This is a genomic window from Limimaricola cinnabarinus, assembly GCF_002723615.1.
In the GTDB taxonomy this organism is placed as follows: Bacteria; Pseudomonadota; Alphaproteobacteria; order Rhodobacterales; family Rhodobacteraceae; genus Limimaricola; species Limimaricola cinnabarinus_B.
The window spans coordinates 134,835-151,488 of the sequence record NZ_KZ304957.1 but is presented as its reverse complement, the minus strand read 5'-3'; the positions used below and the strand labels follow the sequence as shown (position 1 = coordinate 151,488).

Here is a 16,654-nt window from a genome sequence, read left to right as displayed (position 1 = left end):
CATAGATCAACCTCGCGTCTATCTGACACGAATTGATCTAACAGGCCTGTTTCCGCCGCATAATGCGGGCAATTCAGATTGCCCGCCCCTCTACTCTAGCGACCGCTCCGGGCCCTGTAAGTTGCCAAGGCTTCGGATATCCCCGGATGTTCTAGCGTGCTGACAGAGTAGTCGCGAGAAGGATCATAAAATCGAGCCAAGCCGGGCAGCGCCGTCCAACGGCAATCATCCCCGCTGGCCTTCGTCAGCACATCGCTCAGCATCTCAGAATTTACCAGAACCTCTGCCAGTATTTCCCTGCTGAGCATCATGCTGTTGATCGTTCTGCCGCCCACGCTCGATCCACCGCGCCCGTCGGATCGAGCAATTCCTACTGCAGCCCATAGGTGCGCCACAGAGGAATATTGAGAAAAAGCTCTTCCCAGCCTACGCGGCTCCCTAGGATACGATCCTCCATCCTCCGTCCTGCGCTTCGCAAACATCTCATGAACCACGTGAGCGGCTTTCGATTTGCTGTACGCCTTTCCATTCAGGTGGTCCTCTACGAGCTGTAGCGCCATCTCACCGACTAATGTTAAGAGCGGCATGTTAACCGCCCCCATCACCGCTCGGAAAAGAGTTCCTTCTCGATATTCGCTCCCCGCGATCCAGGCCTGATTCTCCTGCACGATAATCTGAGAGAACTGCCGCGCACTGCGCTCGCACTCTGGGTACACCATGAAGCCGAATAGAAGCGCTCCTGGGTTTTCCACGAACCCGCTGTCATCAAAGAGCGGAAGGCTTTTTGTCACTGCTGGTCGCTCCCATCTCTATCCACTGAGCTATGACCGATTGCCGCCAGCCTACGGCACGTTGACCGATCCGCGCTGGGCGGGGGAACTCGCCCCGGTCCATCATGCGGTACAGGGTGCTGCGGCTCAGTCCGGTCATCTCTTCCACGGCGGCGCGGCGAAGGATCTTGTCGTTCATGGTGTCTGCTCTCGTGTTGTCGTTGCCTCGACACACGGCATACAGAGGCCCGGTTTAACCGTGGTTAACGATCCGTTACCGAGCAAGCTGCACAACCTTGCCGGCCCCCTCGCCAGTTACGAGTTGCGCCCAGCGCTCCATCAGCACTCGCCGCTGATCAAGGTAGTCAGTGCGGTTGTAAGTCCGTTGCACCGCTGTCCCAACAACATGCTGCAAGACGGTCTCCGCGACCTCGTATGGAGCATCTGTCGCTTCTGCTAGCCATGTCCGAAGACTTGACCGAAAACCGTGGGGACGCTCTGGCATTCCCCGCCGCTCCATCAGACGTGACATGGCAGCATCGCTGATGACGCCTTGGCGCGACGAAGGAAAAAGGTAGCCGCCTCGCTCGAATGGCTTCGCTTGCTCGATGACCTCTAGTGCCTCTCGCGACAATGGCACCCGGAAGTCCTCGGTCTTGCCCTTGCGGCCCTTCAGGCTCTCACCCGGCACGGTCCAAACATCGCCGTCAATCTCATCCAAGCGGATATGGCGGAGAGGACGGGAACGGAGGCCCGTGAGGATCAGCAGCCGCAGCGCCAAATGCGTGACAGTCGGATCTTCAAGCGTTGCATAGAACGCCGGGACCTCCTGCCAGGGCATGGACGGAATGTTCTTCGCGATATGCCGTGTTTTTCCGAGAAGGGCCTTCGCCTTGTCTGGAGCTTGCAGATCCACGTTCAGGCCCAGCGCCGCCGCGTGTTTCATGACGATGCTCAGCCGGTTCATGGCTTTGCGTGCGGTGTCTGCCTTCGAATGCCAGATGGGCATGAGAGCGTTCTTGATGTCCTGCTGGTCCAGTTCCTCGACCGGGATCTTTCCCAGCTTGGGCAGGACGTGGAGTTCGAGAGGCGAGAACCAACGTCCCGCTTTCCCGTCGCCCTTTAGCTCTGCCTTGCGACTCTCGAATGCATCGAGCGCGATGTTCTGAAGCGTGTTCTCAGGACGTGCGGCTTCCCGCCTCTGGCGCTCGCGCTCCTTGATCGGGTCCTGCCCCCTCCGCACCATGGCTCGCCACTTCTCAGCCTGCGCGCGGGCCTCCTTGAGCGGAACGTCAGACAAGCGGCCAAGGCCCATCTCTCTGCGCCGACCATGAACAGTGACCCGGAGCACCCACTGCGCTCCACCGTCCTCGCGCTTGTGCAGCCAGAGGCCGCCCCCGTCAGAGTACTTGCCCGGCCCCTTGGCCCTCACCTCGACCGCACTCAGCTTATTCAGGGCCGCCATATTCTATCCCCCGCCCAATCCACCTCTAGGTATAGTATGGCCTGAGAATGAATGATACCCCCTGAGAACGTCAGTCTGTTGTTTGCATGGGACTTGCGCGGATAGCGCGATTACATGAGAACACATGATATAGGAATTCAATGCCCTATCCGGGCACCGACCCGCATGGGATGATGCTCGAGACCTTCTATTCCAGCGCCACGATCGACGGCCATGAGGGCGCGCTGGTGGTCAAGCGCAACTACGGCCCCGAGGGGGTGACGGTGGACGAGGTGCTGGGCGCGCCCGAAGAACATCTCGGCGCGGTGACGGTGATGTTCATGCGCGAGGCGGGCTATGACGACGAGACGGGCAACTGGTTCTACGCCAAGTACCTGCCCGACGGATCGCTCGACCAGAACCCCAAGGGCATGTCGCTGGCCGGTCTGGTGGGCAAGAACGCCGATGCGGGCTGCATCGCCTGCCACCAGAACGCGGGCGACAACTACCTCTTCACCACCGATGCCGACATGGGCACGATGATGATGGAGTGAACGGGACGCCGCGCGCGAAATGCGCGCGGCCCTTTTCAGAGGCTGAAGAAGCCCGGCCCGGCGATGCGGCGCAGCGCCTCGCCCAGCTCGCGGCCCAGATCCGCGCCATCGGCGATGGCGCAATCGCCCGCCTCGGCCAGCACCTCCGAGCCGTCGGGGCGCAGGATCTCGCCGCGAAAGCGCAAGCGCCCCTCCGACAGCTCCGCCAGCCCCGCGATCGGCGTCTGGCACGAGCCGTCGAGCGCGGCGAGAAAGGCGCGCTCGCAGGCCAGCCGCTGCGCGGTTTCCTCGTGGTGGATCGGCTCCAGAAGCGCCGCCACGCGGGTATCCGCGCCGCGCCGCTCGATGCCGATCGCACCTTGCGCGATGGCGGGCAGCATCTCGTCCTCGCCGATCGCCGTGGCCGGCACCTCGCCGAGCATGCGCAGCCGGTTCAGCCCCGCCATGGCGAGGAAGGTCGCCTCGGCCACCTCGTCGCCGAGCTTTCTCAGCCGGGTCTGCACGTTGCCGCGAAACTCGACCACCTTCAGGTCGGGCCGCCGGGCGAGGATCTGCGACTTGCGGCGCAGGCTCGAGGTGCCGACGGTCGCGCCCTCGGGCAGGTCGGGGATCGCGGCGTGCTTGAGGCTGACGAAGGCGTCGCGCGGGTCCTCGCGCTCCAGATAGCCGTCGAGCACCAGCCCCTCGGGCTGCGCGACCGGCATGTCCTTCATCGAATGCACCGCGATGTCGATGCTTTCGTCGAGCAGCGCGTCCTCGATCTCCTTGGTGAACAGCCCCTTGCCGCCGATCTGGCTCAGCGGCCGGTCGATCACCCTGTCGCCGGTGGTGCGGATGACCACCACCTCGAAGGCCTCCGAGGGCAGATCCCAGGCCCGCCCGAGAAGCGCGCGGGTCTCGTTGGCCTGCGCCAGCGCCAGCGGCGAGCCGCGGGTGCCGATGCGAAGCGGTTGGGCGGGGGTGGGAAGAGCATGGGTCATGCGCCTGTCTCTACGCGCAGGCCGCGGGCGCGGCAACACGTGCGGGCCGCGCGCGCGGCAACCGCGACCGCCTGCCGCGGCCCCGCCCGGCTTGACTTTGCCCGCCCGGGGCGGGACGAGGATGCATGAGCATTGCCACCACCCCCCCGTCGAAGCTTCTGCTGCGCGCCCTCGCGGGCGAAACCCTGCCCGTGCCGCCGATCTGGATGATGCGGCAGGCCGGGCGCTATTTGCCGGAATACCGCGCGACGCGGGCCAAGGCGGGCGATTTCCTGTCGCTGTGCTACAACCCCGAGCTTGCCGCCGAGGTGACGCTGCAGCCGATCCGCCGCTACGGCTTCGATGCCTCGATCCTCTTTGCCGACATCCTGCTGGTGCCGCAGGCGCTGGGCCTCGACCTGTGGTTCGTCACCGGCGAGGGGCCGCGGCTGTCGCCGATCATGGAAAAGGGCGGCGTCGCGGCATTGAAGCCCGCCGACGCGATCCATGAGCATCTCGCCCCGGTCTACGAGACGGTGAAGATCCTTTCGCGCGAGTTGCCGCGCGAGACGACGCTGATCGGCTTTGCCGGCGCGCCATGGACGGTGGCGACCTACATGATCGCCGGGCGCGGCACGCCCGATCAGGGCCCGGCCCATGCGCTGAAGGACGAAAACCGGGCCGAGTTCGAGGCGCTGATCGAGCGGATTACCGAAGCGACGATCGAATACCTCTCCGCGCAGGTCGCGGCGGGCGCCGAGGTGGTCAAGCTGTTCGACAGCTGGGCCGGATCGCTCAAGGGCGACGATCTCGACCGCTATTCCATCGCGCCGATGGCGCGGATCACCGCCGCGCTCAAGGCGCGCCACCCCGGCCTTCCGGTCATCGCCTTTCCGCGCGGCGCGGGGACGCGCTTTGCCGATGCCGCGCGCGCCATCGGCGCCGACTGCATCGCCATCGACGACGCGGTGAGCCCCGAATGGGCGGCCGAGCATGTCCAGCCCATCGCCTGCGTGCAGGGCAACCTCGCCAGCCGCCACATGGTCACGGGCGGGCAGGACCTGATCGACGAGACGCGGCGCATCCGCGACGCGCTCTCGAAAGGCCCGCATGTGTTCAACCTCGGCCACGGCATCACGCCCGATGCCGACCCCGAGAACGTGGCGCTGATGATCGAGACGCTGCGCGAGACGCGCTGAGGCCTATCCCATGCCCGAGGGGCGCTGGGTCGAACCCCAGCGCCGCCGGTCGTGCAGCCAGCTCTGCAAGGCCCAGCCCGCCCAGGCAAGGACGTAGAACGCCCCGGCGGCCAGCACGATGAGCCCCGGCACCGGGCCGATATCGGCCCGGTCCACGAACATCTCCAAGTTCTCCACCGGCGTCGGATGCACGATCAGCTTGCCGATATAGGCGGCCGACTGGATCAGCAGGATCCACAGGTAATTGCGCCGGATGCGCCGCCCGACCGAGACCCGGAACGAGACGTGGTAGCGCGGCACCCAGTAATCCTCGGCCAGCTCGCGCTGCCAGCCCTCGCCCAGCCGCAGATTGCCGTCCTGCAGCATCGGCGCGTAGAAATGCGTCTCCATCCAGCGGCAGCGCGCGCGCCAGACGTTGAAGTAGCGGTAGCGCCGCGCCTCCAGCATCAGGAAGAACAGGATCAGGATGCCGACGAGCACGAGAGGCAGCGGCGAGGCCTCGCGCGAGGCGAAGGCGATCGACAGCGCGATCCCCAGCGTCACCACCGCCCAGTTGGTGGTGGTGTCGAGCCGGGTGCGCCAGATGGTCGAGCGGTAGACCTCGCCGCGCCACAGATGCGCCAGCGCCCCGATCTCGGCCGAGCTCATCTCGCGCTGCGCGTCGCTTTCGTCTCTCACCATGCCGCGATCCTCCCCGCGCCCATCTGACACGGGCGCGGGCGAGCGGTCAAAGCCCTTGGAAGATCAGGCCCATTTCGCCAGCGGCGGCAGGCTCATCAGCACGGCGTCCGGGTCGTGCCCGGTGGCCAGCCCGAACTTGGTGCCGCGATCATAGACGAGGTTGTACTCCGCATAGAGCCCGCGATGGCGCAGCTGCGTGTCGCGGTCGGCCTCGTCCCAGGGCGTGGCGCGGCGCGTCTCGGCCAGCGGCAGCCATGCGGGCAGGAAGGCGCGGCCCATGTCCTGCGTCAGGGCGAAATCGGCGCGCCAGTCGCCGGTGCAGCGATCATCCATGAAGACACCGCCGACGCCGCGCGCGCGCTTGCGGTGCGGGATGTAGAAATACTCGTCGGCCCAGTCCTTGAGGCTGGGGTAGAGATCGGCCCCGTGCGGGTCGAGATGGCGCTTCAGCGTGTCGTGGAAATGCGCCGTGTCCTCGGCGTATTCGATGCAAGGGTTGAGATCGGCGCCACCGCCGAACCACCACGCACCCGGCGTCCAGAACATGCGGGTGTTCATGTGGACCGCCGGAACATGCGGGTTCTGCATATGCGCGACAAGGCTGATGCCCGAGGCCCAGAAGCGCGGGTCCTCCTCGATGCCGGGCACGCCGCGCGCGGCCATGGAGGCCTGCGCCGCCTGCCCGAGCGTGCCATAGACGGTCGAGACATTGACCCCGACCTTCTCGAACACCCGGCCGCCGCGCATCACGCACATGCGCCCGCCGCCCGCATCCTCGCCGTCATCCCCGGTGCGTTTCGTCGGCGTGATCTCGAAGCGGCCCGGCGCGCGATCCGACATCGGCCCCTGCGTCTGGCTTTGCTCCAGCGCCTCGAAGGCGGCGGTGATCTCCTCTTGCAGGCTGCGAAACCAGCCTGCCGCCTCTTCCTTCTCGACCGTCATGATGTCCGAGGTCATGCGCGCCCCCTGCTATTGAATATCGCGCCCGTCTAGCATCCTCTCGGACGGCCCGCCATGCGACCTGCTGGCCCGACCGAATCGACCGGAGATCTGCCGATGCGCCCCGCCTTGATGCTCGTCCTGCCCCTCGCCCTCGCCGCCTGCGCGACCCCGCGCGAAAGCTGCCTCTCCTCGGTCGGCCGCGAGGGCCGCGTGCTCGACGCGCTGATCGCCCAGACCCGCGGCAACGTCATGCGCGGCTATGCCATCGAGGAGCGCGAGGAGCTGCGCACCAGCCGCCAGCTCTGCCGCTACCGCACCGATGAGGGCGCGATCGCGCGGCGCTTTTGCGATCGCACGGTGGTCGAGGAGCTGCGCGTGCCGGTGACGATCGACATTGAGGAGGAGAAGGTGAAGCTCGACCAGCTGCTGCAGCGGCGCGAGCGGGTCGCCCGCGTGCAGGCCGAGGCACGGGCGCAATGCGTGGCGCGCTACCCCGAGTGAGGGGGCCGGGCGGCGCCTAGTGCGCCGCCACGTGGCTCGGGTCGATCAGGCTGCGCCCGCCATCGACGGTGATCACCTGTCCCGTGACGAAGGCCGAGGCGTCGGAGGCGAGGTATTGCACCGCGTCCGACACCTCTCCCGCGCCCGCGATGCGGCCCAACGGCGTGCAATGCAGGATCGCCTCGCGCATGTCGTCATGCTCCGACAGCGTCTGCTTGAGCGAGGCGCTCATCACCGAGCCGAAGGCCACGGCGTTGACCCTTATCCGCTTGGGCGCCAGCGCCACCGCCATGGAGCGGGTCATCTGATCGAGGGCGGCGCAGCTCACCGAATAGGCCAGAAGCTGCGGATGTGTGAGCCGCGCGGCGATCGAGCTGAGATTGATGATCGAGCCCAGCGGCGCGTCGCTGTCGGGATCGGCCTGCTTGATCATCCGCTTGGCCGCCGCGCGGCTGAGCCGCAGCGCCGACATCAGGTTCTGATCGAGCAGCCGCTCGACCGAATCATCCTCCGTGTCGAAGGGGTCGGACATGCGCACCTGCCGCGCCGCGTTGACGAGGATGTCGATCCGGTCGAAGGCGTCGATGGTGAAGGACAGAAGGTTGGTGATGGTCAGCCGCTCGCGCAGATCGCCCGCGAAGTGGCGCACCGGGCCGTCGGCCTCGCGCAGCACGCTGGTTTCGCGTTCGAGCGCGGCCTCGTCGCGGTCGACGAAGACCACATTGGCCCCCGCCTCGACCATGGCGCGGGCGATGGCGAGGCCGACGCCATGCGCCGCCCCGGTCACGATCGCGGTCTTGCCGGCGATGGAAAAGCTCATGACGATCTCCTGTGGAGGGAACGTGTCAGCGGTGTTTCTTGTCGGTGGGCTTCAGGGGCCGGACCGCGTGGAACAGCTTGAAGGCGCCGTCGCCGCCGATCTCCTCGACATGGCGGAAGCTGTCGCGCAGCGCCGCCTCGTAGGGCAGGTGCCGGTTGGCGACCATCCAGAGCTGCCCCGAGGGCGCGAGCATCCGCGCGGCGGCGGCGATGAAGGCGCGGCCCAGCGCGGGGTCTGCGGCGCGGCCGACATGGAAGGGCGGGTTCGACACGATGCCGTCATAGAGGTGATCGGGCCTGAAGCGCGTCGCATCGGCCCAGTGGAAGGCCGCGCGCGGATCGGTGACGTTGCGCCGCGCGCAATCGAGCGCCAGCTTCTCGGCCTCGACCAGATCGAGGGATTTCACGCCCTCGCGCTCAAGCACCGCGCGCGCGAGATAGCCCCAGCCCGCGCCGAGATCGGCCATGCGCGACGGCAGTTTCTTCGGCAGCGCCGCCACCAGAAGCTGCGAGCCGCGATCGGGGCCGTCAGAGGAGAAGGCCCCCCATTGGGTGACGAAGCCGCCCTCGACCTCGGCCGGTGCGGGCGCCTGCCAATCCGACAGGTCGACCGCCTCGGAGGCGAACCAGAACAGCCGCCCATGCGCGCGGGTCACGCAAGGCAGGTCGTTCACCCGCGTGCGCATCTCGCGCCACAGGCTGTCGACGCCGTCGGTCTTCTGCCCGTCGACGATCACCATAGGCGCGAGGGAAGCGGCCTGCGCCACCATGGCACGGGCCAGCGGCTTGGAGCGCGGCAGGAAGACGACCACGGCGCTGGCGGGCGCGGGCTCGGCCACGCTCCAGCCCTGCGCCTCCCAGGCCTCGATATCGGGGCGAAAGCCATGCGCGATGCGGGTGCGGTCCTTGGGCAGGGCCGAGATGTCGGTGCCGGCGGCGGGGCGCAGCGCGAGGATCGCGCCCTCGGGCAGGACGAGCGTGCCGCTCTCGATGGCGGTGGTCAGACGGGCATCGGCCATGGGCACTCCGAAGGCAGGGGATCAGACAAGGGCATCGCGGCCCCTATTCCCTTTCCATCGTGCATTGCAACGGGTGCTGGTGTCGCTGGGCGAAATCCATCACCTGCGCGACCTTGGTCTCGGCGATCTCGTAGGAGAACACGCCGACCACGGCGAGCCCCTTCTTGTGCACGGTGAGCATGATCTCGAAGGCCTGCGCGTGGCTCAGCCCGAAGAACCGCTCCAGCACATGCACGACGAATTCCATCGGCGTGTAGTCGTCGTTGAGGATCAGCACCTTGTAGAGCGGCGGCCGCTTGGTCCTGGGGCGGGTCTCGACCTTGATGCCGGTCAGGTCGTCGCCCTCGCCGTCATCCCGGCCCGCCATCCGCACCGCCATCCGCGTCGTCATGCCTTGCATCGTCATCCGCTCTCCGGCCATCACGGCATCTGCCTTCGGGTTACGTTGCCAATCTCGTTCGCGCTTCGTTATATAAGCGCCTGCGCCCCGGTGAAAAGCCCGCGCGCCGAGCAGGAGTGTTCCCCGATGCCGCACCGCTGGACCATAGGCTTCGATGCCGATGACACGCTGTGGCACAATGAGCGGTTCTTCCGCTCCACCCAGTCGCGCTTCGTCGAGCTTTTGCGCGACCATGCGGGCGAGGATCACCTGCGCGAGCGGCTTCTCGCGGCCGAGCGGCGCAACCTCGGGCGCTACGGCTTCGGGGTGAAGGGATTCGTGCTGTCGATGATCGAGACGGCGATCGAGGTCAGCGAGGCGCGGGTGCCGGCCGGTGCCATCGCCGAGATCATGGCGCTGGGCCGGGAGATGCTGGCCCATCCGATCGAGCTTCTGCCGGGCGCCGAGGAGGCGATCGGGGCGCTGGGCGATCGCGCGCGGCTGGTGCTGATCACCAAGGGCGACCTGCTCGACCAGGAGCGCAAGCTGGCGCAGTCGGGGCTGGGCGAGGCCTTCGAGGCGGTGGAGATCGTCTCGGACAAGACCGCCCCCGTCTATGCCTCGATCTTCGCGCGCCATGCGATCCGCCCCGAGCGCGCGGTGATGGTCGGCAATTCGCTCAAATCCGACGTGATCCCGGTGATCGAGGCGGGCGGCTGGGGCGTTCACGTGCCCTCGGAGACGGTCTGGGCGCTCGAACAGGCCGAGGCGCCAAAGACGCATCCGCGGTTTCGCCGGATCGAAACCCTTGCGGCACTGCCCGCCATGGTTGCAAATCTGGGCGACTGACTGGCTGTTTTGGCATCTTGCCTGCGCCTTTCGCATCACACCCCGGCGGCGGTGCCGATGCGCTAGCGCCCTGTGGGGGCTGCAATCCTTTAGTATAGGACGAGTCGCGCGGCACCGCTTCGGGCATCGCTCGAACTCCTTCGCCAAAGCGATTGGAAACATACCTATTTTCGTGACGTCACGTTCATGCTACGCTTTCAGGATAATTTGAGGTGACCGCGACATGACGGTCACCCGCGAGGCAAGATAAAGGGCAATCACGTGAGCAGTCGTCTGTTGCGGACGGCCCGTTTGGGGCTGTTTCTGATCACCACCCTCTCGGCGGGCATCACCATCGCCACCGGCGTGCAGGCCGCGCCCTACGCGGCGATGGTCGTGGACGCCAAGACCGGGGCCGTCATCCACGAGGAAAACGCCGACACGCGGCTGCACCCCGCCTCCCTGACCAAGATGATGACGCTCTACATCGCCTTCCAGGCGATCCAGCGCGGCGAGATCAGCCTCGATTCGCAGATCACCATCCCCAAGGCCGCCGCCGCCCAGCCGCCCTCGAAGCTGGGGCTGCGCACCGGCCAGAAGATCAAGTTCCGCTACCTGCTGCGCGCGGCGGCGGTGAAATCGGCCAACGACGCCGCCACCGCGATCGGCTTTGCCATCTCGGGCAGCGAGGAGGCCTTTGCCAAACGGATGAACGCCACCGCCCAGGCGATGGGGATGCGCAACACCACCTTCGTCAACCAGCACGGGCTGACCCACCCCAACCACCTGTCGAGCGCGCGCGACATGACGGTGCTGGGCCGGCACATGATCTACGATTTCCCGCAATATTATAACCTGTTCTCGCGCCGCACCGCCGATGCCGGGATCAAGCAGGTCAACAACACCAACCGCCGCTTTCTCGCCGCCTATGAGGGCGCGGACGGCATCAAGACCGGCTTCACCAATGCCGCGGGCTACAACCTCGTGGCTTCGGCCAAGCGCGGCGACCGCCGGATCATCGCCACCGTCTTCGGCGGCACCTCGACCGCGAACCGCAACGCGCGGGTGATGAAGCTGCTCGACAAGGGCTTTGCCAGCCCGGCGGGCAAGCCCGCGACCGGGCGCGCCCCCGCCCTCGTCGCCGCCGCCCCCGCGCTCGGCCCGACCAGCGGCGCGCATACCATCCGCGTGAGCGGCGTGGTCCGGCGCAGCCTGCGGCCGCAGACCCGCCCGGGTGCCGCGGCCCCCGCGCCGGTGCAGGTCGCCAGCACCTCGGGCATCGAGGATGCGCTCGCCGCGGCGCTGCTCGTCTCCGCCGCGCCCGCGGCGGCGGCCACCGCGCCGCAGGAGGCCCCGGCCCGCGTTGCCGTTGCCGCCCCCGTCACCGAGTTCGACGACATGGCCCCCGAAACGGCCGAGATCTTTGCCGAGGCCGGGATCGCGCCCGAGACCACGCCGCAGCCGCGCCCGACCGAGCGGATCATGACCGCCGCCGCGATCGCGCCGGTCGACGCCTCGCGCATGCAGGCGGTGCCCGAGGTCGTCACCCGTGTCTCGACCTCGGGCGGCCGGCTCTGGGGCATCAATGTCGGGCGCTACAACAGCCGCAACGCCGCCGAGCGGGTGTTGATCCAGACCGCGCTGAACGAGCCGGGCGCGCTCGACGGCGCGCTGCGCCGGGTGACCCAGCGCGCGGGCGGCTTCGACGCCAACTTCATGGGGCTGACCAATGAATCCGCCGATCTCGCCTGCCGCAGGCTGCAGGCGCGCGGCGCGATGTGCTTCATGATCGGGCCGTCCTGAGCCTTTTCCTCCCGGGCCCTGCACGACCCTTGCGCCGCCGCGATCTCCTCCCGGATCGCGGCGGCGTCTTGTCTTCGGGGCGGCGCGGGCGTTTCATGCCCCTGTCTTGAACCGGAGCCCGCATGACCCGTCTCGCCGTCACCCCCCCTGCCCCGCCACGCTTCGCCACGACCGACCCGGAGGTCGAGGTCGGGCTGCACCGGATCTTCTGCGTCGGGCGCAACTACGCGGCCCATGCCCGGGAGATGGGCAATGACGATCGCGAGCCGCCCTTCTTCTTCACCAAGCCCGCCTGCGCCGCCGTCGCCACCGGCGCGGTGCTGCCCTATCCCCGCGCCACCGCCAACCTACATCACGAGGCGGAGCTGGTGGTGCTGATCGGCGAGGGCGGCGCCGACATCCCCGAGGCGGAGGCGCTCGATCATGTCTGGGGCTACGCCGCGGGCAACGACCTGACCCGGCGCGACCTGCAGGCCGAGGCCAAGGAGATGCGCCGCCCCTGGGACATGGCCAAGGGATTCGACGCCTCGGCGATCCTCGGGCCGTTCCACCCTGCCGCAGAGATCGGCCACCCCGCGCAAGGCCGGATCACCGCCCATCTGAACGGCACCCTGCGGCAACAGGGCGACCTCTCGGACATGATCTGGAGCGTGGCCGAGATCATCTCGCACCTGTCGCACCTCGTGACGCTGTATCCGGGCGACCTGATCATGACCGGCACGCCCGAAGGCGTGGGCTCGGTCGCGCCGGGGCAGGACTGCGTCGTGGCGATCGAGGGGCTGGGCGAGGCGCGGTTCAGCTATCGAGGCTGAGCCGCGCGGCCCCCTTCCCGGCGTGGCGCGGCCTGCCGCCGTCGGGATATGCGTATTTTCGGAAAGATGAACCATGGGGGCGCGCCCTATGGTTCATCTTTCTTCAAATACGCATGGCGACCGGCCGCCGCCGGGCGGCCGGCTTCGGATTCAGAACGCCGCGGCCATCAGCTCGCGCGTGTAGTCGCTGCGCGGCGCGTCGAAAATCTCCTCCGCCGGCCCGGCCTCGACCACGTCGCCGTTCCTCATCACCATCACCTTGTGGCTCAGCGCCCGCACGACCTTGAGGTCGTGGCTGATGAAGACATAGGCGAGGCTGTATTTGCGTTGCAGATCGCGCAGCAGGTCGACGATCTGCACCTGCACCGTCATGTCGAGCGCGCTCGTCGGCTCGTCGAGCACGATCAGCCGGGGCCGCAGGATCAGCGCGCGGGCGATGGCGATGCGCTGGCGCTGCCCGCCCGAGAACTCGTGTGGGTAGCGGTCCATCGCCGCCGGATCGAGCCCGACCTCGCGCATGATCTCGGCCACCATCCCGCGCTTGTCGCGCCCCTTCTCGACGCCGTGCACGCCCAGCCCCTCGGAGATGATCTGCTGCACCGTCATGCGCGGAGAGAGCGAGCCGAACGGGTCCTGGAACACGATCTGGATCTCGGAGCGCAGGGGCCGCATCCGGCGTTCGTTGAGCGACTGGATCTCCTGCCCGTCGAACAGGATGCGCCCCTCCGAGCCGATCAGCCTGACCATGGCGAGCGCCAGCGTCGTCTTGCCCGAGCCGCTTTCGCCGACGATGCCCACCGTCTCGCCCGCGCGCACGCTGAACGTCGCGTCGTTCACGGCCTTCACATGGCCCACCGTGCGCTTCAAAAGCCCGCGCTGGATCGGGAACCAGATCTTGAGATGCCCGGTCTCGGCCACCACCGGGGCGGCCTCGGGCACGGGCTCCGGCAGGCCGGTCGATTCGGCCTCGAGCAGCATTCGGGTATAGGGGTGGCGCGGATTGGCGAAGATCTCCGCCGTCGGCCCCTGCTCGACGATCTCACCATCCTTCATCACGCAGACCCGGTCGGCGATGCGGCGCACGATGCCGAGGTCGTGGGTGATGAACAGCATCGACAGGCCGGTGTCGCGCTTGAGCTCGGCCAGAAGCTCCAGGATCTGCGCCTGGATCGTCACGTCGAGCGCGGTGGTCGGCTCGTCGGCGATCAAAAGCTCGGGGTTGTTGGCCAGCGCCATGGCGATCATCACCCGCTGCCGCTGCCCGCCCGAAAGCTGGTGCGGATAGGCGCCGAGCCGGCTTTCGGGATCGCGGATGCCGACGCGGGTCAGAAGCTCGAGGATGCGCGCGCGCACCGCGCCCCCCCGCAGGCCCTGATGCAGTTCGATCGATTCCGACAGCTGCCGCTCCAGCGTGTGCAGCGGGTTGAGCGAGGTCATCGGCTCCTGGAAGATGAAGGAGATGTCGTTGCCGCGTACGCGTCTGAGATCGGCCTCGGGCGCGCCGACCATCTCGCGCCCCTCATAGGCGACCGAGCCTTCGAGCTGCGCCGTCTCGCCCAGAAGCTGCACGGTGGAGAGCGCGGTCACCGATTTGCCCGAGCCGCTCTCGCCCACCAGCGCCACGGTCTCGCCGCGCGCCACGTGAAACGACACGCCGCGCACCGCCGGGATCAGCGCGCCGTCCTGCCTGAAGCTCACGCGCAGATCGGAGACGTCGAGAATCCTGTCGCTCATGAAAAAGTCTTTCTGGGATCGAAGGCATCGCGCACGCCCTCGAAGATGAACACCAGAAGCGACAGCATGATCGCGAAGGTGAAGAAGGCGGTGAAGCCGAGCCACGGGGCCTGCAGGTTCTGCTTGGCCTGCAATGTCAGCTCGCCCAAGGACGGTGCCGAGGATGGCAGGCCGAAGCCGAGGAAATCGAGCGCGGCCAACGTGCCGATCGCCCCGGTGACGAGGAAGGGCAGCATGGTCACGGTGGCGATCATGGCGTTGGGCAGCATGTGGCGGAACATGATGGTGCTGTCGGAGACCCCGAGCGCGCGGGCGGCGCGGATATATTCGAAATTGCGCGCGCGCAGGAATTCGGCCCGCACCACGCCCACCAGCGCGGGCCAGCCGAACAGCACGGTGAGAAAGACAAGCAACCAGAAACTTCGCCCCAATATCGCGAAGACGATGATGATCACGTAAAGCGAGGGCGTGCCGGTCCAGATCTCGATGATCCGCTGGAATATGAGATCGGTCCAGCCGCCGAAATAGCCCTGCACCGCCCCCGCCACGATGCCGATCAGCGAGGAGGCCAGCGTGACGATGATCGCGAAGACCACCGAGAGGCGGAAGCCGTAGATGACGCGGGCCACCACGTCGCGCTTGGTGTCGTCGGTGCCGAGCCAGTTGGTCTCGGAAGGCGGCGCAGGCGCGACACCGGGCACGTCGACGATGGTGTCGTAGGAATAGGGGATCGGCGGCCAAAGGAGCCAGCCCTTCTCGAACTCGGAGATGTCGTTGGCGATGAGCGGCAACGCCTCGCCGGCCTCTGCCGCGGCCATGATCTCATCGGGCGCGTCGAAGCAGTCGGTCAGCCCGCCGGTGACGATCAGGCATTGCACCTCGGGGTCCGAATAGGCGGCCTCGGTCGGGAAATCGCCGCCGAAATCCTGTTCGGAGTAGAAGCTCACGATCGGGCTGCGGATCTCGCCGCGATAGCTCACCAGCAGGGGGCGGTCATTGGCCAGAAGCTCGGCAAAGAGGCTCAGCCCGAACAGCACCGAGAAGATGATGAGCGACCACAGCGCCCGGCGGTTGCGCTTGAAATTGCGCCAGCGGCGCGCGTTGAGCGGCGACAGCGCCATTCAGCCTCTCCGTTCGAAGTCGATGCGCGGGTCGATCAGCACATATGTGAGGTCGGTCACGATGCCGACGACCAATCCCAGAAGCGAAAAGGCGAACAGCGTGCCGAAGACCACCGGGTAGTCGCGCGCCACCGTCGCCTCGAAGCCGAGGCGTCCCAGACCGTCGAGCGAGAACAGCGTCTCGATGATCAGCGAGCCGCCGAAGAACACGCCGATGAACAGCGCCGGAAAGCCCGAGATCACGATCAGCATCGCGTTGCGAAAGACGTGGCCATAAAGCACGCGGCGCTCGGTCAGCCCCTTGGCCCGCGCGGTCATCACGTATTGCTTCTTGATCTCGTCGAGGAAGGAGTTCTTGGTCAGCAGCGTCAGCGTGGCAAAGGCCGAGATGGTCGAGGCGAGCACCGGCAGCGCGATGTGCCACAGGTAATCGAGCGCCTTGCCGATCAGCGACAGCTGCTCCCAATTGTCCGAGGTCAGCCCGCGCAGCGGAAAGATCCGCCAGTAGGAGCCGCCGGCGAAGAGCACGATCAGGAGGATCGCGAAGAGAAAGCCGGGGATGGCGTAGCCCACGATGATCGCGCCCGAGGTCCAAGTGTCGAAGGAGGAGCCGTCGCGCACCGCCTTGCGGATGCCCAAGGGGATCGAGATCAGATAGGCCAGAAGCGTCGACCACAGCCCCAGCGTGATCGAGACCGGCATCTTTTCGAGCACGAGATCGACCACCGAGATCGAGCGGAAATAGCTCTCCCCGAAATCGAAGCGCATGTAGTTCCACATCATGGTGAGGAAGCGTTCCACGGGCGGCTTGTCGAAGCCGAATTCGCGCTCCAGCTCGGCGATGAATTCGGGCGGCAGGCCGCGCGCGCCGACATAGTCGCTCTCGCCGCCCTGGCTGACCTCGCTGCCGCCGCCGGCGATGCCCTCGAACACGTCGCCGCCGCCCTCCATCTGGGCGATGATCTGCTCGATCGGTCCGCCGGGCACGAACTGCACGAGGGCGAAGTTGATGATCATGATCCCGAGCAGCGTCGGGATCACGAGCAGCAGTCGTCTGAGGATATAGGCGCCCATGCGGTCGGAAGCTCT

18 protein-coding genes are annotated in these 16,654 nt (G+C 67.1%); 6 read left to right on the top strand and 12 right to left on the bottom strand.

The window, feature by feature from the left end:
- Positions 1-95 precede the first annotated feature (95 nt).
- The 3 genes from CJ301_RS18715 to CJ301_RS09520 form a co-directional block, all read right to left on the bottom strand.
- Positions 96-791, bottom strand: coding sequence for a hypothetical protein (locus tag CJ301_RS18715; RefSeq protein WP_162620484.1), 696 nt, complete (start codon positions 789-791; stop codon positions 96-98).
- Positions 766-969 carry a helix-turn-helix transcriptional regulator gene (locus CJ301_RS09525; RefSeq protein ID WP_099276698.1) on the bottom strand — a complete coding sequence of 68 codons (204 nt, stop codon included), beginning with the start codon at positions 967-969 and terminating at the stop codon, positions 766-768. The genes CJ301_RS18715 and CJ301_RS09525 overlap by 26 nt, the downstream gene beginning before the upstream one ends.
- Before the next feature lie 75 nt (positions 970-1,044).
- A complete protein-coding gene (locus tag CJ301_RS09520) occupies positions 1,045-2,235 on the bottom strand; it encodes a tyrosine-type recombinase/integrase (protein WP_099276696.1) in 1,191 nt (396 codons plus the stop codon).
- Positions 2,236-2,375: 140 nt separating this feature from the next.
- On the opposite strand from CJ301_RS09520, the gene CJ301_RS09515 reads away from it, so the two are divergent.
- Positions 2,376-2,768, top strand: coding sequence for a cytochrome P460 family protein (locus CJ301_RS09515; protein WP_254050115.1), 393 nt, complete (start codon positions 2,376-2,378; stop codon positions 2,766-2,768).
- A 35-nt stretch (positions 2,769-2,803) separates the two neighbouring features.
- On the opposite strand, the gene hemC is transcribed toward CJ301_RS09515, so the two are convergent.
- Positions 2,804-3,748 (bottom strand): hydroxymethylbilane synthase, encoded by a 945-nt coding sequence (gene hemC, locus CJ301_RS09510; RefSeq protein WP_099276694.1) that lies wholly within the window; start codon positions 3,746-3,748, stop codon positions 2,804-2,806.
- 125 nt (positions 3,749-3,873) lie between these two features.
- Between hemC and hemE the strand changes: the two genes are divergently transcribed.
- Positions 3,874-4,926, top strand: coding sequence for a uroporphyrinogen decarboxylase (gene hemE, locus CJ301_RS09505; RefSeq protein WP_099276692.1), 1,053 nt, complete (start codon positions 3,874-3,876; stop codon positions 4,924-4,926).
- Between the two features lie 3 nt (positions 4,927-4,929).
- Here hemE and CJ301_RS09500 read toward each other — a convergent pair whose 3' ends face one another.
- Positions 4,930-5,607 carry a DUF2270 domain-containing protein gene (locus CJ301_RS09500; RefSeq protein ID WP_099276690.1) on the bottom strand — a complete coding sequence of 226 codons (678 nt, stop codon included), beginning with the start codon at positions 5,605-5,607 and terminating at the stop codon, positions 4,930-4,932.
- 63 nt (positions 5,608-5,670) lie between these two features.
- Positions 5,671-6,564, bottom strand: coding sequence for an oxygen-dependent coproporphyrinogen oxidase (hemF, locus tag CJ301_RS09495; protein ID WP_099276688.1), 894 nt, complete (start codon positions 6,562-6,564; stop codon positions 5,671-5,673).
- Between the two features lie 99 nt (positions 6,565-6,663).
- Between hemF and CJ301_RS09490 the strand changes: the two genes are divergently transcribed.
- A complete protein-coding gene (locus tag CJ301_RS09490) occupies positions 6,664-7,050 on the top strand; it encodes a hypothetical protein (protein ID WP_254050114.1) in 387 nt (128 codons plus the stop codon).
- A gap of 16 nt (positions 7,051-7,066) precedes the next feature.
- Here the strand turns inward: CJ301_RS09490 and CJ301_RS09485 are convergent, their stop codons facing one another.
- Genes CJ301_RS09485 through clpS form a run of 3 tightly spaced genes read right to left on the bottom strand, consistent with a single transcriptional unit; the run spans position 7,067 to position 9,267 of the window.
- Positions 7,067-7,870, bottom strand: coding sequence for an SDR family NAD(P)-dependent oxidoreductase (locus CJ301_RS09485; protein WP_099276686.1), 804 nt, complete (start codon positions 7,868-7,870; stop codon positions 7,067-7,069).
- A 25-nt stretch (positions 7,871-7,895) separates the two neighbouring features.
- A complete protein-coding gene (locus tag CJ301_RS09480) occupies positions 7,896-8,888 on the bottom strand; it encodes a class I SAM-dependent methyltransferase (protein WP_099276684.1) in 993 nt (330 codons plus the stop codon).
- Between the two features lie 43 nt (positions 8,889-8,931).
- The gene (clpS, locus tag CJ301_RS09475) at positions 8,932-9,267 is read right to left on the bottom strand and encodes an ATP-dependent Clp protease adapter ClpS (RefSeq protein WP_420215834.1); all 336 of its coding nucleotides are present in this window, start codon (positions 9,265-9,267) and stop codon (positions 8,932-8,934) included.
- 147 nt (positions 9,268-9,414) lie between these two features.
- On the opposite strand from clpS, the gene CJ301_RS09470 reads away from it, so the two are divergent.
- The 3 genes from CJ301_RS09470 (at position 9,415) to CJ301_RS09460 (ending at position 12,710) form a co-directional block, all read left to right on the top strand.
- The gene (locus CJ301_RS09470; protein ID WP_099276680.1) at positions 9,415-10,116 is read left to right on the top strand and encodes an HAD family hydrolase; all 702 of its coding nucleotides are present in this window, start codon (positions 9,415-9,417) and stop codon (positions 10,114-10,116) included.
- Between the two features lie 261 nt (positions 10,117-10,377).
- The gene (locus CJ301_RS09465; protein WP_420215802.1) at positions 10,378-11,898 is read left to right on the top strand and encodes a D-alanyl-D-alanine carboxypeptidase family protein; all 1,521 of its coding nucleotides are present in this window, start codon (positions 10,378-10,380) and stop codon (positions 11,896-11,898) included.
- Between the two features lie 122 nt (positions 11,899-12,020).
- A complete protein-coding gene (locus CJ301_RS09460) occupies positions 12,021-12,710 on the top strand; it encodes a fumarylacetoacetate hydrolase family protein (RefSeq protein ID WP_099276678.1) in 690 nt (229 codons plus the stop codon).
- A 150-nt stretch (positions 12,711-12,860) separates the two neighbouring features.
- On the opposite strand, the gene CJ301_RS09455 is transcribed toward CJ301_RS09460, so the two are convergent.
- From CJ301_RS09455 to CJ301_RS09445, 3 genes are read right to left on the bottom strand one after another with little or no spacing between them, the layout of a single operon-like run.
- Positions 12,861-14,444 carry an ABC transporter ATP-binding protein gene (locus tag CJ301_RS09455; RefSeq protein WP_099276676.1) on the bottom strand — a complete coding sequence of 528 codons (1,584 nt, stop codon included), beginning with the start codon at positions 14,442-14,444 and terminating at the stop codon, positions 12,861-12,863.
- Positions 14,441-15,565 carry an ABC transporter permease gene (locus tag CJ301_RS09450; protein ID WP_099276674.1) on the bottom strand — a complete coding sequence of 375 codons (1,125 nt, stop codon included), beginning with the start codon at positions 15,563-15,565 and terminating at the stop codon, positions 14,441-14,443. Before CJ301_RS09450 ends, CJ301_RS09455 begins: the two co-directional genes overlap by 4 nt.
- Complete coding sequence (locus CJ301_RS09445) at positions 15,566-16,639, bottom strand: microcin C ABC transporter permease YejB (RefSeq protein ID WP_099276672.1); 1,074 nt, start codon at positions 16,637-16,639, stop codon at positions 15,566-15,568. It lies immediately after the preceding gene.
- Positions 16,640-16,654: the final 15 nt, after the last annotated feature.

Bases quoted from the DNA above. Each gene is read 5' to 3' on its own strand.
- CJ301_RS09470 (WP_099276680.1), top strand. From the start codon at position 9,415: ATGCCGCACCGCTGGACCATAGGCTTCGATGCCGATGACACGCTGTGG.
- CJ301_RS09515 (WP_254050115.1), top strand. From the start codon at position 2,376: ATGCCCTATCCGGGCACCGACCCGCATGGGATGATGCTCGAGACCTTC.
- CJ301_RS09455 (WP_099276676.1), bottom strand. From the start codon at position 14,444: ATGAGCGACAGGATTCTCGACGTCTCCGATCTGCGCGTGAGCTTCAGG.
- hemF (WP_099276688.1), bottom strand. From the start codon at position 6,564: ATGACCTCGGACATCATGACGGTCGAGAAGGAAGAGGCGGCAGGCTGG.
- CJ301_RS09500 (WP_099276690.1), bottom strand. From the start codon at position 5,607: ATGGTGAGAGACGAAAGCGACGCGCAGCGCGAGATGAGCTCGGCCGAG.
- CJ301_RS09445 (WP_099276672.1), bottom strand. From the start codon at position 16,639: ATGGGCGCCTATATCCTCAGACGACTGCTGCTCGTGATCCCGACGCTG.
- hemC (WP_099276694.1), bottom strand. From the start codon at position 3,748: ATGACCCATGCTCTTCCCACCCCCGCCCAACCGCTTCGCATCGGCACC.
- CJ301_RS09485 (WP_099276686.1), bottom strand. From the start codon at position 7,870: ATGAGCTTTTCCATCGCCGGCAAGACCGCGATCGTGACCGGGGCGGCG.
- CJ301_RS09450 (WP_099276674.1), bottom strand. From the start codon at position 15,565: ATGGCGCTGTCGCCGCTCAACGCGCGCCGCTGGCGCAATTTCAAGCGC.
- CJ301_RS09480 (WP_099276684.1), bottom strand. From the start codon at position 8,888: ATGGCCGATGCCCGTCTGACCACCGCCATCGAGAGCGGCACGCTCGTC.
- clpS (WP_420215834.1), bottom strand. From the start codon at position 9,267: ATGGCGGTGCGGATGGCGGGCCGGGATGACGGCGAGGGCGACGACCTG.
- CJ301_RS09460 (WP_099276678.1), top strand. From the start codon at position 12,021: ATGACCCGTCTCGCCGTCACCCCCCCTGCCCCGCCACGCTTCGCCACG.
- CJ301_RS09520 (WP_099276696.1), bottom strand. From the start codon at position 2,235: ATGGCGGCCCTGAATAAGCTGAGTGCGGTCGAGGTGAGGGCCAAGGGG.
- hemE (WP_099276692.1), top strand. From the start codon at position 3,874: ATGAGCATTGCCACCACCCCCCCGTCGAAGCTTCTGCTGCGCGCCCTC.
- CJ301_RS09525 (WP_099276698.1), bottom strand. From the start codon at position 969: ATGAACGACAAGATCCTTCGCCGCGCCGCCGTGGAAGAGATGACCGGA.
- CJ301_RS09490 (WP_254050114.1), top strand. From the start codon at position 6,664: ATGCGCCCCGCCTTGATGCTCGTCCTGCCCCTCGCCCTCGCCGCCTGC.